This is a genomic window from Alteribacillus sp. HJP-4 (assembly GCF_042139015.1).
Lineage (GTDB): Bacteria > Bacillota > Bacilli > Bacillales > Marinococcaceae > JBHIKY01.
Genome location: NZ_JBHIKY010000011.1, coordinates 1 through 15,439 on the forward strand (window position 1 = coordinate 1; position 15,439 = coordinate 15,439).

At 43.1% G+C, this 15,439-nt stretch carries 13 protein-coding genes and 1 pseudogene; 2 read left to right on the top strand and 12 right to left on the bottom strand.

Annotated elements, in window-relative coordinates; translation table 11 throughout:
- Positions 1–177: 177 nt before the first annotated feature.
- From ACE4RR_RS11780 to hmpA, 4 genes are all read right to left on the bottom strand, one after another.
- Entirely contained in the window at positions 178–1,200 is a 1,023-nt protein-coding gene (locus ACE4RR_RS11780) for a Gfo/Idh/MocA family protein (RefSeq protein WP_375535617.1), read from the bottom strand.
- Positions 1,201–1,371: 171 nt separating this feature from the next.
- Positions 1,372–2,406: a substrate-binding domain-containing protein gene (locus tag ACE4RR_RS11785; RefSeq protein WP_375535618.1), complete on the bottom strand. Its 1,035-nt coding sequence runs from the start codon at positions 2,404–2,406 to the stop codon at positions 1,372–1,374.
- A gap of 248 nt (positions 2,407–2,654) precedes the next feature.
- A complete protein-coding gene (locus ACE4RR_RS11790) occupies positions 2,655–4,010 on the bottom strand; it encodes a phospholipase D-like domain-containing protein (RefSeq protein ID WP_375535619.1) in 1,356 nt (451 codons plus the stop codon).
- A gap of 313 nt (positions 4,011–4,323) precedes the next feature.
- Positions 4,324–5,553, bottom strand: a complete 1,230-nt coding sequence (hmpA, locus tag ACE4RR_RS11795; protein ID WP_375535620.1) for an NO-inducible flavohemoprotein — start codon at positions 5,551–5,553, stop codon at positions 4,324–4,326.
- A 164-nt stretch (positions 5,554–5,717) separates the two neighbouring features.
- Here hmpA and ACE4RR_RS11800 point away from each other — a divergent pair, with 164 nt between their 5' ends.
- Together ACE4RR_RS11800 and ACE4RR_RS11805 are read left to right on the top strand one after the other, a co-directional pair.
- Positions 5,718–6,155 (top strand): RrF2 family transcriptional regulator, encoded by a 438-nt coding sequence (locus tag ACE4RR_RS11800; protein ID WP_375535621.1) that lies wholly within the window; start codon positions 5,718–5,720, stop codon positions 6,153–6,155.
- A 17-nt stretch (positions 6,156–6,172) separates the two neighbouring features.
- Positions 6,173–6,457 (top strand): hypothetical protein, encoded by a 285-nt coding sequence (locus ACE4RR_RS11805; protein ID WP_375535622.1) that lies wholly within the window; start codon positions 6,173–6,175, stop codon positions 6,455–6,457.
- A gap of 121 nt (positions 6,458–6,578) precedes the next feature.
- Here ACE4RR_RS11805 and ACE4RR_RS11810 read toward each other — a convergent pair whose 3' ends face one another.
- From ACE4RR_RS11810 to ACE4RR_RS11845, 8 genes and pseudogenes are all read right to left on the bottom strand, one after another.
- Positions 6,579–7,298, bottom strand: a complete 720-nt coding sequence (locus ACE4RR_RS11810) for a carboxylesterase family protein (RefSeq protein ID WP_375535623.1) — start codon at positions 7,296–7,298, stop codon at positions 6,579–6,581.
- Positions 7,299–7,471: 173 nt separating this feature from the next.
- Positions 7,472–8,554, bottom strand: a pseudogene (locus ACE4RR_RS11815) (glycoside hydrolase family 172 protein).
- A 153-nt stretch (positions 8,555–8,707) separates the two neighbouring features.
- Positions 8,708–10,858 (bottom strand): glycoside hydrolase family 3 N-terminal domain-containing protein, encoded by a 2,151-nt coding sequence (locus ACE4RR_RS11820; protein ID WP_375535749.1) that lies wholly within the window; start codon positions 10,856–10,858, stop codon positions 8,708–8,710.
- 76 nt (positions 10,859–10,934) lie between these two features.
- Positions 10,935–11,762: a carbohydrate ABC transporter permease gene (locus ACE4RR_RS11825; protein ID WP_375535624.1), complete on the bottom strand. Its 828-nt coding sequence runs from the start codon at positions 11,760–11,762 to the stop codon at positions 10,935–10,937.
- A 24-nt stretch (positions 11,763–11,786) separates the two neighbouring features.
- Positions 11,787–12,683 (bottom strand): carbohydrate ABC transporter permease, encoded by an 897-nt coding sequence (locus ACE4RR_RS11830; RefSeq protein ID WP_375535625.1) that lies wholly within the window; start codon positions 12,681–12,683, stop codon positions 11,787–11,789.
- A gap of 107 nt (positions 12,684–12,790) precedes the next feature.
- On the bottom strand, positions 12,791–13,231 hold the full coding sequence (locus ACE4RR_RS11835; RefSeq protein WP_375535626.1) for an extracellular solute-binding protein: 441 nt from the start codon (positions 13,229–13,231) through the stop codon (positions 12,791–12,793).
- A 37-nt stretch (positions 13,232–13,268) separates the two neighbouring features.
- A complete protein-coding gene (locus ACE4RR_RS11840; protein ID WP_375535627.1) occupies positions 13,269–14,027 on the bottom strand; it encodes an extracellular solute-binding protein in 759 nt (252 codons plus the stop codon).
- Between the two features lie 239 nt (positions 14,028–14,266).
- A complete protein-coding gene (locus ACE4RR_RS11845) occupies positions 14,267–15,265 on the bottom strand; it encodes a LacI family DNA-binding transcriptional regulator (RefSeq protein ID WP_375535628.1) in 999 nt (332 codons plus the stop codon).
- Positions 15,266–15,439: the final 174 nt, after the last annotated feature.

Below are 15,439 nucleotides of genomic sequence, written 5' to 3' on the forward strand. Positions count from 1 at the left end.
AATTTATGAAGTATTATAACAATGAGCGTATCCAAGAAAAATTAGGCTACCATACACCAATAGATTTTGGTGACATGGTAGCCTAAGAAGGTGTTTTATTACTGTCTCATATAACTAGGTCAGTCTACAGAACCGGCTTTTTTTCTGTTAATCATCATCTCGTTCATCAACCCATTCCTAATTCGACTGAGTTAACGTTATTTCTTTTGATTCCTTTATGGAACGTAACGCCCCTCCGACAATTTCAAAGCTTTTTAAGTTGTCCTCTATGTGTGTAACAGGTTTTCGTTTTTCCCTTATTGCTTGTACCATTTCATATATCGAATATGCTCTGTCTGTATAAGGCAAGGAAACGAGAGGAAGTTCTTTGCGCTGCTTTCCTTCCACTGTAAGGTAAGGAATGTCATCAATGAGTTCAATAATTCCATGGCTACCTACTAAACGAAAATCTCCATTCCAGGATGTTTCTTTTCCACGAGTAACCCAGCTTCCAAAATAATTAATTAATGTATCCTCCCCGAAATTAATGAGAGCACCAGCCACTGCATTTCCTTCAAACCAGCTCCATGATGGTCGTTTACTTCTTGCATATATTGAGGTGGCATCTTTATTTAAAATGTGCCTCAGCAAATCAAAATGATGGATGCTCATATCTTCTACTAATATTTCGCTGTACTTGTCACGCCATCCCCCAAATTTTGTAGCCCGCCGGAAGTTCCACTCTCCGTATTCAATATCACCTGCATCTCCCCGCTGAACCACCTCTCTAACAGTTTCAATTTCCGGTCTCCAGCGGTAATTTTGGCTAATCATAATAAACGGATGATACGGGAGAGATTCATTGTATAGTTCAATAGCTTCATGGAAGTTTTGAGTAATTGGTTTTTCCATAAAAACATATAATCCTGCTTCTAATGCAGCTAAAGCTAACGCTTTATGCGTTTGCGGAGGAGTAATAATCACAGCTATATCCGCTTCTACTTCCGAAAACGCACGGATATGATCCCTGTAATCCGGAATAAAATGGTCCCCAAGTAGATTTTTTGCGTCTCTTATATTTTTTTCATCGATATCTACGATAGCCACAAGTTCTATATCATTTGACTGCATCAGGATATGCAGCCATGACTGGCCAAAACCACCGGTTCCTACTTGGATCGCTCTCATTTTCTTCATCCACATCACATTCCTTTTTGTCATTAATTAACCAGCTTCTTAAACCTGCATCCATTGCATTGTTAGCGTTTTCATAATTTATGGAACGAAACAATCCCCCCTAAATAGAATATTTATTTAAATGATGAACGTTCATCATTTAACGGAAAAATTGATCAACGTTCATCATTTTAAAACCAAAGAAATGGAATGCGTTTAAATATAGTACTTTGCATTCCCTTTTGTAACAATTTCGAGCTTCACAATCTGTTCTACTTGATCTATTTCTTCCTCAAGCATTAGGTGGTTAAATACTGTCTGCACTGCCTGTCTTCCTTGAAAAACCGGGTCCTGGCAGATAGTAGCGGTTACTACTCCCTTTTGTAAATAATGATTGATGTCTTTACTAATATCGTGGCCGACAATAATCGGTCTATTTTTTAAATTCATACGTTCAATACCACCCGCGACATCTGCAAGTGCCCCGCAGGCTACATAGATCCCATCCAAACCTTCAATGTCCTGTTCTAATAAAGCAATAGATTCATTTAAATTTCTGTTTAATCTTCTGTGTTCAATATACAGTGGAGTTTCAAACGTTACGCCGTTATAAGCAGCCCATTCTTGAAAACCTTTTATCTTTTGTTTCATTTGAAATGTATTTAATTCGTCTAATATCAATGTGAAATTTTTTGATGGACCCATAAATTGATGAAGCAATTCACCAGCAAGACGTCCCGCGTCTAAATAATCAGCTCCGACATAAGATAATCGTTTACTTAGCGGAGAATCATTGTTAAAGGTATAAATTGGAAACCCTTGATTAATCCCCTTTTGGATAACGTTTAGAAATGGCTCTGCATCGACTGGAGCAAATACAAGGGCATCATATTTATCAGAAACAATTATGTCTTCAACAGTTTTTATTTGCTCTTCAACCTCGTGATCTTTTCGTATTATTTCAATATCCATTCCGTAGTGATACATATCTTCATGGGCTGTCCATATACCTCTTTCTATTTCTTTCCAGAAATATTCAGGAAAAATAGGAAATAAAAAAGCAGCCCTTATTTCTTTTTTTCTTGATAGAAAGCTGGCAGACTTATTTGGTTTATAATTAAGCTCCTTCGCTTTTTCCTTTACTTTATGTGCCATTTTGGGGCTGACACCATTTCTATTGTTAAATACTCTATCAACAGTTGCTGTCGATATTCCTAATTGTTCTGCTATCATCTTTGCTGTTATCTTCAAATTTCTCACCAGTCTTTTTATTTGTATATGAATGAAAATGATGAACGTTCCTCATTTGTAAATATGGTTTAAAGTGTATAATCAAGTTACTTTTTTGTCAATAAAGAATTTTCAGATATTAACAAAACTTATTAGGAAGAAGGCACTAATATTACAGTGACTCCTTCCCTGCAGGCAGCATCTTTTCCTCTTGCATACATCAGTACTATTTCAGCAGTCTCAGCTCCCCGCACGACGAAAGCTCTTTATCAATATGTCGACGTATTAGTAGCTTTTTGAAGCAGGTAAATAGCTGTAAGCCACCAGCCTTCCTGCTTTCTGGAATCATACGGAAGTGTGCACTCGGCATCTTCATTTGACCACAACCGGTCAAAATATCGTTTTGCATCACTCAGCGCCGGGGTATCCACCGGTCCTTCAACCCTTACGCTCGCATCAAGATTAAAATTTTTCATATTGCGGCGGGTGAAGTTAGCAGAGCCGGCCACAGCAGTCATACGTCCCTGGGATTCGACGAGCATCATTTTCGTATGAAACTGTTCCCCTTTTGTTTCATACCAGCGCACGTTAAGGAGTCCATTCGTATGCCGCATCAGCTTCTTGGCCACCGGTTTATTCGGAATTCCGATTTTTTTCTGGCCAAATGCTTCTTTATTCTGATCAAAAATAATATCAATATGCACACCCCGGTGTGCAGCCTGTAGCAGATCCTTAATGAGCGGAACGTCTGATAAGTAAAGCACGGCTAAACGGATATGGTCACCGGCAGCCGTCCCTTTAATCAACGAACGCACATTGCGATAGGTCGATTTTTCAGTCATGAGAAGGATGGTTGCCTCTTCCTCATGCTCATCTGCTCTTTTCATTTTTTCCGAGCGCTGCGGCAGCTCAAAACCACCGCTGAAAGAGGCAACAGACTGCTCACTGGCAAGCCCATCATCAATAATTCCGCCTTTTGCAGAAAATCCAATATTATTAAAATAGGCACTTGCGTCATGAGGATTTGCAGAAGATACCAGTGCTTCCCGGTCCGTGTAGATGACTTTGCGGTGATTCGCCTTCAAATTCAGCATTTTCAAATAAGAGCGTAGCGTCACCGGCGGTCTTTTTTCACTCATCGCGTGTGGGAGCCAGCCTTTGCCGGATGTGCCAAACCATTGAAAATAAGAGCGCCAGAATCCGCTTATTACTGGATTGGAGTCGCGCAGCTGATGAAGATCTGTCAGCACCACTTCAATGCCTTTCTCTTCAAGCCGTTTTAACTGCGGAGATTCATGGCTTCCGTAAGCTGTATTTACGGGGTCAGAAATAAAGACAATCTGCATTTCCGGGTAGGCTTCTTTCTTCTTTATTAGATTATTCACCAGCCGCTCCGCAATCTCTGGATACTCCACCTCTTCCTGATAATAGTTATTAAACAGAAATTGGTCGAGGACTATAAAGGATTCTGCTTCGTCAATAATCTTATAAAGCTTTTGAAATAAACCGTCCTCCCAAACCGTTTCCCCGTCCATCTCACTCCAAAAATTGTAATGAAACTGAAGCCCGGAAGCTGGATATTTCCGCCCGGTCCAGGCAAGGCCAGGGGGAAGCGGTTTTTTCATACCATAGATCATGGCTGCTGCAAGGAGGCAGCAGCCAGAGCCAACGCCACTTATTATCCATCCATTATCCCCACTTTCTTTTCCTTCGAAAGTTTTCCCTTTTTAAAAATCATTCAAACAGGTAGAAAAAGGATGGAATTCGGCAGACACAGCCAGTTCTTCGCAGTTCTCCGGACACTGGTTCCGATATCATTTCCAAACAACCCATTTTCATGACTTTGGAGAACAAACAAGCGTTCCATAATCAGTCGACAAGAAAGCCAAATATTACGTCATCCACGCTGTTACATATTCTAAAAGCTGTGTGAAAAACTTAAATATCCGAAGCCGGGCCGAAAAACTCGAAATGAATCTGTTCCTCAGGAATCTGAAGCTCTGTTAAGAGAATACGTTTCATGGCCTTTAAAAACGGGAGTGGACCGCAGAAATAATACTCTGCTTCCCGTCCCGGCACACGCGGGCGGAGCCAGTCAGCATCGATCAATCCCTGCTTTTGTACATAAGAGTCTGTCACAGCCCAGCCTTCGACTTTATCATGAGCGGCGAAATAGTTTACAAATTTTAGCTGTTCTGCGGACTTTTTCGTATATTCATGAAACGCATGGCGTCCGACATGTTGTGCTGTCTGAATAAAAGTTACCGGACGGTTTTGGTTTCGGACAAGTACTTGAAACATACTCATCAGCGGAGTTAAGCCTACTCCTCCACTCAAGAGAACGACTGGGCGCTCGGAATGATTCAACGTAAATTCACCTGCCGGTGCCGTCAGTTCTATTGTATCTCCTTCGTGAAGCTCGTTATGAAAGTAAGTTGATACAACGCCATCTGGAAAAGGGCCGGAGGCAGTTTCACGGTTCACACTGATACGGAAATAATCCAGACCTGGTGCAGCTGATAATGAATATTGCCGGAGGTGCAGCCACTTCTCACCCGGAACATCCGCTTTTATCGTAACGTATTGCCCCGGTTCAAAATCCGGAAGTGCTCCCCCGTCTGCAGGCGTTAAATAAAAAGAAGTAATCACATCACTTTCCTCCACTTTTTTCTTCACGTGAAAAGGACGAAAGCCTGCCCAACCGCCGTACTGCTGTTCTGACTCCTCATACATTTCGCTCTCGACAGAAATAAAAACCTCTGCGATTGTATTGTAAGCTTCTTCCCACGCGCTAAGAACATCATCAGTGGCTGAATCACCAAGCACCTCCTTCATGGCTGCAAGAAGATTCTCCCCGACAATCGGATAATGCTCCGGCTTAACCCCTAAACTCCGATGCTTGTGAGCAATCTGCTTTACTACTGGTAATATATTTCCAAGCTGGTCAATATTTTTAGCTGCGGCGATCACGGAGTTTGCAAGCGCCTCCGGCTGCCGTCCTTTTTTTTGATTAGTTTGATTAAATATGTTTAATAACTGCGGACAGCGTGAAAACAGCAGGGAATAAAAATGCGACGTGATTTCCGTTCCTTTCATTTCAAGCAGAGGAACGGTCGCTTTCACCGTATCAATCGTTTTTTGGGTAAGAACTGCAGTGCTTCCACTCATTGTTTTCCCCTCCATCTTAAATATGCATTTTAAATACATATTTAATTCTATCATTAAATAAGTTAAGAAAATGCATATTAAGATGGCGATTTTGTTAAGTTATGATACGATAAAGTTAATTCCATGATTTACAATACCTCAACTTAAAATTGGAGAGAAAACATATGCAATTAACTTCTTATACCGATTATTCCCTGCGAATGCTTATTTACCTTTCAACGAACGGTTCCAGAAAGCTTGCGAGCATCAAACAGATATCAGCCGCATACGGAATATCCTATAATCATTTAACAAAGGTAGGCCATGAGCTGTCCAGAATAGGTCTTATAAAAACTGTAAAAGGCCGGAATGGCGGTATAAAACTCGCTCTTCCGGCTGAAGAAATAAACATCGGCTGGGTGGTCAGGCATACGGAGGATAATCTGGATCTTGTGGAGTGCTTTGATCCTGAGAACAGCACCTGCGTTCTGACCGGCCACTGCCGTCTGCGAGGTGTGCTTAAGGAAGCAATGACTGCCTATTTAAAAGTACTTGACGATTATACCCTTGCTGACATTACGGAAAATGAAACAATGCTCCAAGGATTATTATCAATAAAGTAAATAAAGAAGGTAACTATATGATAGGCAGAAAAATTACCTCACAGGCTTCCATACATGGGGAAGCTGAGTACCTGCCAGGGACGGTCCAGCTTGCTGGCCAGAGCTTTACTTATTATGTTTATCTCTATAACGGTCTATTTAATTTCTTCTATTATAGAAAAGCAGGAGAGCGGGATATGATCATTTTTCCCATTTGTCCCTGCTTACGTAACCAGAGCAGTGGAAAGCCGCGGACCTTTCTCCGGACACTGATTCTCCGCTATTTTCTCCAAACAGCCAGGTTCGGGTATTGCCGGACATGAGTTCCGTAATAAAATAACTGATCTCTTATCCGCCCCCAGCTCGTCGGGAAAAAAGAGGGCTCCGCACTGAAATTCAATAGACTCAATCAATGTGACAGCCACTTTGATCGTCTGTCCAGGGTCATTCGGCCAATATTTCCTTATCCTCTCTTTTCTGTGCAAACAGCCACTCATACAGTGCTGGATTTTTGTATGTTTCTGTCCATGAATCATGACCGACACCCTTATAAATAGTCAAAGATGCTCGTCCTCCATTTTCCTGTAATTGATTTATCATGTCGTCTGTTTCCTCTAATGGTACAACGTCATCTTCATCTCCGTGAAAAGCCCAGATCGGCAGATTTTTCAGCCGTACAATCTTGTCCTTGCACTGTTTCTCTGAAACAAGGTCCGGAAATTCCCGTTTCCTTGAAGCGGGCAGTGACATGGCACCGCACACGGGCGCAAATGCAGCAAAAAGCAGCAGGTTCTTGACAGCAAGCTGCCATCCCCCAATCGCACCCATACTGAGACCCGTAAGATAAATACGCCTTCTATCCACTTTCAACGTGTTGATAAGCCTATCGAGCAGCATCTCCAGCTCTGTCAGCCATAACGGCCAATAAGAATCCTCAGGACATTGCGGGGCAGCAACCAGGCAAGGAAAATCCTCAACACCGTCTAAAAATTTTGAGGGGCCATGTGCCTTGACCCCGTCCAGGCTGTCACCACGCTCTCCTGCTCCGTGCAAAAATAATAGGAGCGGCCATTCTTTATTCTCGTCTATTGAATAGCTTTTTGGACAATAAAAAAGATAAGGAAGCGTACGCTCCCCTGCTGTAAATAACATCTTTGACTGCATCGTCCTATTCCTTTCTTTTATTTATAAAAGTTTATTAAAAAAATGATGATCTAAAGCCTGTTGGACAGTGCCTGTAAATGAACTCCTTAATACACCAGGGTAATCATCCTGAAGCTGATCTCTCACTGTGAACAGCTGCGCTGCCAGTTTGTGCCGTATTCGTCGAATCCTCCTTAAATTACTTCAAGCTTGTCTTTATCCGGCAGCTGCGGGAACGGCTGATGCGGCTCAGTTTGATACCAGAAGGCAGTGGAAGCGATATCGTCCTTTCTCGCTTCATATCTTCCATTCGAACGCCAGCCCAATGCCTGGATTGTTACACTGAGTTCCTCTTCAAACCGTATAGGGTCCATGACATGCCAGCGGTACATTCCAAACCGCTGATTTGCCCGGTAAAGACCATCCGGTTTTAATACTTGGTGAAATCCAAGATAAGGGGTGGAAAATGTGCCGTATTCTCCTTTTGGCTGTTCAAAATTCCACGCTCCTCCAAAGTAATCCTCCGTTCCAGTACCGCAGATCGTAGGTTATTCGCTGTCACCATCCATATAAAATTTCATTTCCCCTTCTCCCCACCAATTGTTGCTGTTAATCTGCCAGGCTAAATACGTGCCGACATACTGGCCCTTCCCTTTAATTTCATCCACTACTGTGTGCACTTCCTTTTCTTGAACCGGATTGCTTCTCCGCCACTGCGCGTGGAAATAAGCCATATCTGCAGAGATGTCAGTTAACGCATAATCTATTTGATAGTATAGTATTGTGTCTTCTGCGGCGAGATTTTCAATGACTATCTTTGCTGAGCGGCGAAACGGCATTTCCCAATAGCTGTTAAAGCATCCTGCCGGATTGACAGAGATGGGCAGTGAATTTACATTGCCCCGCTCAGACCAGCCGCAGCAGAAAAAATCTCCCAAAGGTACTCTCACAGATGGTTCTTTTTCATCGTCCCAAAATATATTTAAAATAAAATATCTCCAAACATGCGGCGCACATGTCATCCACATATGTTGAATGACACCCGGTTCTTCAATTTTGGCTATCGTAAGGGATTGACCGGCGGGTATATTAACTGAAGGTGACACCTTCCAGCCTCGTCCGAGCTCTCTTGCGGCTTCCGATCCCGTTCCTTCCACCGCCATTCCGCCTTTCCCTTTTTTTCCATCAAAATTTTCAGCACTGATCGAGCGTGTTCTGGCATTGGAGAGGCGGGAAAGGTTTCCAAGTCCCATTCCCAGTCCATTAAACGTGTCCATTAAAGTAATTCCTCCCAACAAATAATAGTCATCTTCGCAGCCCAGGCTAACGTGGGTCACGTTTAACCTTTATTCCCTTAATGCAGATAAATTTATTCCTTTAATAAGAATAAATTAAAAGTAAAAAATCCTGCGGGAAAAACGCAGGAAAGATTACATTACTAACTCAAAAACCAAATCTGACGTGTCTCGACTGTTCGGTCCAGCGTAAACTGTGAACGTGCCTGGATCACTCTTGAACGTAAGATCCTGATGATGATAGCGCAGCTGGTCCTCCGTTATCGTAAAAGTGACCTGTTTCGTTTCGCCCGGCTGCAGCTCTATTTTTTGAAAATACTTTAATTCTTTGACCGGTCTTACCACTTCTCCGACCATATCCTGCACATAGAACTGAACAACTTCCTCCCCTGCTCTATCGCCTGTATTCTGGACGTTAATAGAGGCAGTAATCGACTCCTTTAAAGAAAGTCTCTGTGAAGACAGCTCGAATCCGCTGTAGGAGAATGTAGTGTAGCTCAGGCCGAATCCAAAAGGAAGCAGCGGTGCATTCGGAATATCCAAGTATTGGGAGACATACCGAACCTGGGCGTCTGGTGCTCCTTTTGGCCGTCCGGTAGTAAAGTGATTATAATAAACAGGAATCTGTCCTGCTGCATAAGGAAACGACATCACTAAACGGCCGGATGGGTTTACTTTTCCATACAAGATATCGGCTGCAGCGGCTCCACCTTCTGTGCCGGGATACCAGGCTTCGAGCACAGCGTCTGATGCTTCGATGACTCCATGCAGATCAAGGGGGCGGCCATTGAATAACACAGTAACTATCGGTTTATTATATTTCTTCATGTGCTCTATCAGGTGAAGCTGAGCACGGGGAAGCTGAATATCAGCACGGCAGCCTGCTTCCCCGCTCATATCGGAGGCTTCTCCTAACGCTAAAATAAGGACATCGGCCTTCTCTGCAGCCTGTGCCGCTTTTTCAAGCTGCTCCTCTGTAATCGTTTCAATACCGCTTCCTTCGGAAACAAATAACTGCGAATCGCCGACCTGTCGTTTTATACCAGCTTCCATCGTGACAGCATCTTTTTTCGATCCTTGCCATGACCATGGTCCCAAAATATCTCCACTTTTTGCGAAAGGACCGATTAAAGCAGCTTTTTGTGATGCTTTCAGTGGCAGTACGTTATTATTTTTTACTAACACACACGATTTTGCCGCCAGTTTATACGCAGCTTCGCGGTGCTTTCCGCTTAACACAAGTTCTTCTTCTCCAGCTTCATCTGCGCCGCGGTACGGGTTGTCAAATAATCCAAGCTTTTGCTTTAATTCTAGAATCCGCAGCACTGCTTCATCGATCAGCTCTTCTTTTACTTTTTCCTCTGCAACAAGCATTTTTAAATTTTTGGCATAACAGGCTGTCATCATTTCGATATCTACACCCGCTTCAAGGGAGCGTTGGGCTGCTTCTTTTTCATCCGCTGCAAATCCATGCGGAATCAGTTCTTTTACGGCCCCCCAGTCTGAGATCATTACCCCGCCAAATCCCCACTCCTCTCTCAATAAATCCCGCATCAATTTTCTGCTGCCGGTAGCCGGGATGCCGTCCACTGTGTTGAATGCCGTCATCACCATTTCACAGCCTTCATCAAGTGCAGCTTTGTAGGCGGGAAGATACGTTTCCCGGAGCTGACGCTCAGACATATCTACTGTATTATAATCGCGGCCACCTTCCGCAGCGCCGTATGCTGCAAAGTGTTTGACGCATGCCGCCACACAATTTGTATCCTTTTCAAATGCAGGACCCTGAAAGCCCCGGACAAACGCTCTTGCAAACTCACTGTTTAAATATGGATCCTCTCCAGTCGTCTCCATCACCCGGCCCCAGCGCGGGTCCCGCACTAGATCCACCATCGGAGCAAACGTCACGTGTACTCCAGATACGGATGCTTCGAGGGCAGCAATTTCGGCGCTCTTTTCTGCAAGTTCTGTATCCCAGGAACAGCCAATCGCAAGTGGTACGGGAAAAATGGTTTTGTAGCCGTGAACAATATCAGCCATGGTGAGCAGCGGGATACCGAGCCGGTTTTCTTTCAGATGCTCCTTTTGAATGGAGATTACCTCTGCTGCACCAGAAGCTCCGAGAACAGAACCACTGTTCTTGATTATATCCTCGTTGATTCCCATATCCTCCATTGGCCCTGTAATTTTTCCGCTGCTTTCCGCACCTTTATAGAAAAAGGTAGCAAGCTGAATTAATTGGGCAATTTTCTCTTCCAACGTCATTTTTTCTAATAAAGAAGTCATATGTTTTTCTTTTACTAGTTTTTCAGTCACTCCTGGCCCTCCTAAGCAAATAGCGTGTCAGCTCTTACGTGTGAATTTATTTTAAACCTGACATCGTAAAGCCTTCGACAATGTATTTTTGAAATAAAGAAAAGATAATCATTATTGGTATGACCATAAATGCTGCCCCTGCCATCTGCAGAGCGAAATTACTTGAATATTGATCCTGAAGAAGCGACAATCCTACGGATAACGTATACAGCCTATCATCGTTAGCAATAATAAGCGGCCATAAAAAACTGTTCCACGCAGCGATAAACGTCAGAATCCCCTGCACCGCAAATATTGGTTTGGCTATAGGCAGAATCAGCCGGAAGAAAATAAAAAATTCTCCCGCTCCATCAAGCCTTGCTGCTTCTAATAAATCAGATGGGATCGTCGTCATGAACTGCCGGAAAAAAAAGATACTGAAGGCAACAGCAAGGCCAGGCAGTACAATCCCTGTCATCGTATTTGTCAGGCCCATTTCATTCAACAGCAGATAAACAGGGATCATCGTGACTTGTCCGGGGATCATCATCGTCGCCAGTACGAGATAAAACAGTTTTTCTCTGCCCTTGAATGTAAATTTTGCAAAGCCGTATCCTGCCATTGCATTAAACAATAGACCGATAAAGGAAAAAAAGACAATAATTAATGTGTTTTTTAAATAAGTGGTGAATTGCATATTGGTAAACAGATTAATATAATTTTCGAGTGTTGGATTTTCTGGAATGATTGTCGGCGGAAAAGAAATCGCTTCACTTTCCGGCTTTAAGGAGCTCAAAATCATCCAGAAAAATGGGATGGACACAACGATCCCGCCTATAATTAAAATGGCTGTAACGAAACTGCGCTCAAGCTTCCCTTTTTTCGCAATTGACATGTCCTTCTCTCCTTTCAGCCGCCCCTAATATTCCGTATCTGATTTTCTCAGCTTAAACTGCAGCAGCGTTACACAAATAATGATAATAAACAGTACAAATGAACCGGCTGATGCGTAACCGAAGTCACTATATTGAAACCCGCTCTGATAAATAAACAAAGCCATTGAAATTGTCCCGTTTAACGGGCCGCCTTCGGTCATGACAAACGGCTCTTCAAAAAATTGCAGCCAGCCGATCAAAGTTGTGACTGTCACAAAAAAGGTCGCATAGCGAAGGAGCGGTATCGTTATCTGTCTCAACTGCTGCCATCTCGTGGCTCCGTCAATCTCAGCTGCTTCGTAATATGCTTTCGGAATTCCCTGCAGGGCTGCCAGAAAAATCAGCATATTTATCCCTACACCCTTCCAGACAGCCAGGACAATAAGGGAAATCTTTGCGATTGTCGGTTCCTCCAGCCACGGTATTTTGTTTACATCCAGCAAGGATAAGATATAATTCAGCAGACCATATTCGGAATTGTATAAGTACGACCAGATTACTGCGACCGCAATAATATTTGTGATCGACGGCATATAGTAAACGCCTCGAAATAATCGATAAACAAAGCTTTTTCCATAATTCAAAAGCAGCGCTATACTAAGGGAAACTACGATAACGAGAGGCACACCGAAAATGACGTAAAAAAATGTATTAAAGATAGATTTTATGAAGACGTTATCCAGAAAAAGATTCGTATAGTTCTCCAGCCCGATAAAACTAATATTGGACCAATTGGCAAGTCCCCGCAGATCAAGGTCGGTAAAGCTTATGACAAATGCAATAAAGATAGGGATAACGGAAAATACGGTTAATAAAATTACCGCTGGAGCAATGAACATGTAAGGATGTCTATTTCTGTATGCTTGTTTTAAGGCGTTCATACTGCGATTTCACCTGCCTGTTTTTACGGTGACATCCGATAATCGGAGGGCAGGCAGTATGCAGAGCCGCACACTGCCTGTCGCCTTGTTATCACCGAATATTTCGATTACTTTTCTAATATTTGATCTGTCTCTTCACGGAATTCATCCAATTTCGTATCGAGATCTTCTCCGCCTCTGATGACTTCCTCTAATCGATTCAGCATTCCTTCACTGATTTCAGCCCACTCTTCGACTTGCGGCTGTGCTTTTGTGGATTCTAGTTGATCTCCAAACACGGCAAGCGTCGGATTTTCTTCAAAAACCGGATCCTCCCATGCTTCCATCCTCGACGGCAGTGTATTCGAAATTTCAAGCCATTCGAGCTGCGTGTCTACCTCTGACATGTACGAAATAAACTCAAGTGACGCCTCAACGTTTTCAGTGTTATGGAAAACAGAGAAATTCGAACCTCCCATGACAGAAATGTTATTTTCCTGAGCTGGGAGCTCTGCTACATCCCATTTCCCTTCCAGATCTTCGGCCTGATCGTTCAGCATGTTAATCATCCACGGCCCGCTGAAAAACATTGGCTTTACTCCGTCTTTAAATGCGAGTAATTTCCATTCCTTCAGACGTAGAGCTGATTCCTTCTTCAAAAAAGCTTGTATAATATTCGATACCGTCGTCAAACTCCTCCGTATCGAAATTAGTTTCTTTTTCCTCATTGATGAATTCGCTTCCATTTTGCCACGCGAACATAAATGGCATAATAGGATCATCCATTGCTATATCCAGTCCGTAAACATCGTCTCCGCTCTCAGAGAGCTTCGTAGCAGCATCCTTTAATTCATCCCACGTAGCTGGTGCTTCATCGTAGCCCACCTCAGCAAGCAGATCCGTGCGGTAAAATAACGTGCGTGTTTCCACATACCACGGAACCCCTACCACCTGGTCATCATACGTCATCGATTCGACCGCTCCGTCAAAATAATTATCCGGTTCAAAGTTTGGATAATCCTCGACGTACTCGGTCAGATCCAATAACGCTCCAGCATTGGCAAATTCCGGTACCCAGGAAGTCCCAAGCTGCAGAACATCCGGTCCGTTCCCTGAGGCTACTGCTGTTAACAGTTTGTCATGAGCACTTTCCCACGGAATCGATTGTACATCCACTGCTATATCGGTTTCTTCTTCAAAGCCGGCCGTTAATTCCTCCAGTTGTTTTCCCTCTTCTCCCATTGCCCAGACAGTCACAGAATCATTGCTCCCCGAAGCCGAGTCCCCAGAATCGGAGCAGCCAGCCAATGAAACAGAAGCAGTAAATACGGCTAGTAAAGTGAAAATAAAATGTTTTCTTTTCAAGGTATATCCCTCTCCCCATGTTTTAATTTTACTAATTCGAATAAATTTCATAAGTCAATTCACAAATCCTACTGCCGCGTTTAGCTCCCAACCTTGATCGAAAGGCGAAAAACCATGTCCATTAGCTGGATGCGGACAGGAAAACCAGGCTTTTAAATGCAAATAGCGGAACCAGCGTTTGGAGAACTCCCCCACCCCCCTGCAGGTTTTTTTCTTATGAGCCAGTCGCAGAAAATGAATCATTTCAACTGCTTTGCAGAATCTCTGACAATTAAATCGGTGTGCAGCTTATAAGTGCGGCTGACTTCCTCCTGGCTGATAATTTGAAACACCATATGGGTGGCAAGCGCCCCCATTTCATATTTTGGCTGACGGATTGTAGTCAGCTTTGGAGATACATACTGCGCTTCCAAAATATCGTCAAAGCCGATAATCGAAATATCCTCCGGTACACGAAATCCCTTTCTCTGAAATGCTTCCAGCCCTCCTAATGCCATTTCATCATTCGCAAAAAATACTGCTGTTGGCCTCTCCTCCTGAGCGGAAAGTATATTTGCAGCGAGAATACCTCCTTCTCTCGTGAAGTTTCCGGATACTGCCCATTTTGTCTCATAATCTATTTGATTAGCCTCCAGAGCTTCCCGATAACCTTCAAACCTTACTTGATTATCATAGGAATCAGCTGGGCCGCTTACATAAGCTATTTTTGAATGTCCCTGCTTTATTAAATATTCGGTGGCGTTATACCCGCCTTTTTTGTTATCGACTTCAACGTGCACCAGAGACTTATTATCAAGCTTGCGATCTAATACGACGACTGGATAGTGCTCGCTCGATGCCCCATGAAGCATTTCATCCGTTATATTGTGGGCTAATACGATACACCCGTCCGCCCGTCTTTCGGTCAAGAATTTTGCAGCAGTAGAATTCTCCCCTCCCATTGAGCTGCAGGCAAGCAGATCATAGCCATGTTCCATGGCAACGTCCTGAACGCCTCTTATTAATTCGGAATAGAACGGCCCCGATAAATCACTTAAGATCAAAGCGATCGTTTTTGTTCTCGTGCCGGATTTCTTTAAGTCACTGGCGAATCCATTTTTTTGATAGTTTAATTCCTGTGCGGCGAGAATCACCTTCTCTTTAGTAGACTTACTTACTTTATTAATGCCGTTTAAGGCGTAGGAGGCAGTAGAAACAGCTACGTTTGCTCGTCGTGCAACATCTTTAATAGTCACCAATTATGTTCAGCTCCGTCGTCAATATCTATTAGTTCGAAACGTTTCTTCCTTTGTATATCAAGGTTATATACGTAATAATACTGTATTTAGATTAATTTAATTGAAACGTTTCGATAATTTCATTATAAAAGACTATGAATCCGCTTTCAATAGTTTTTTGAAAAATATTTAAAT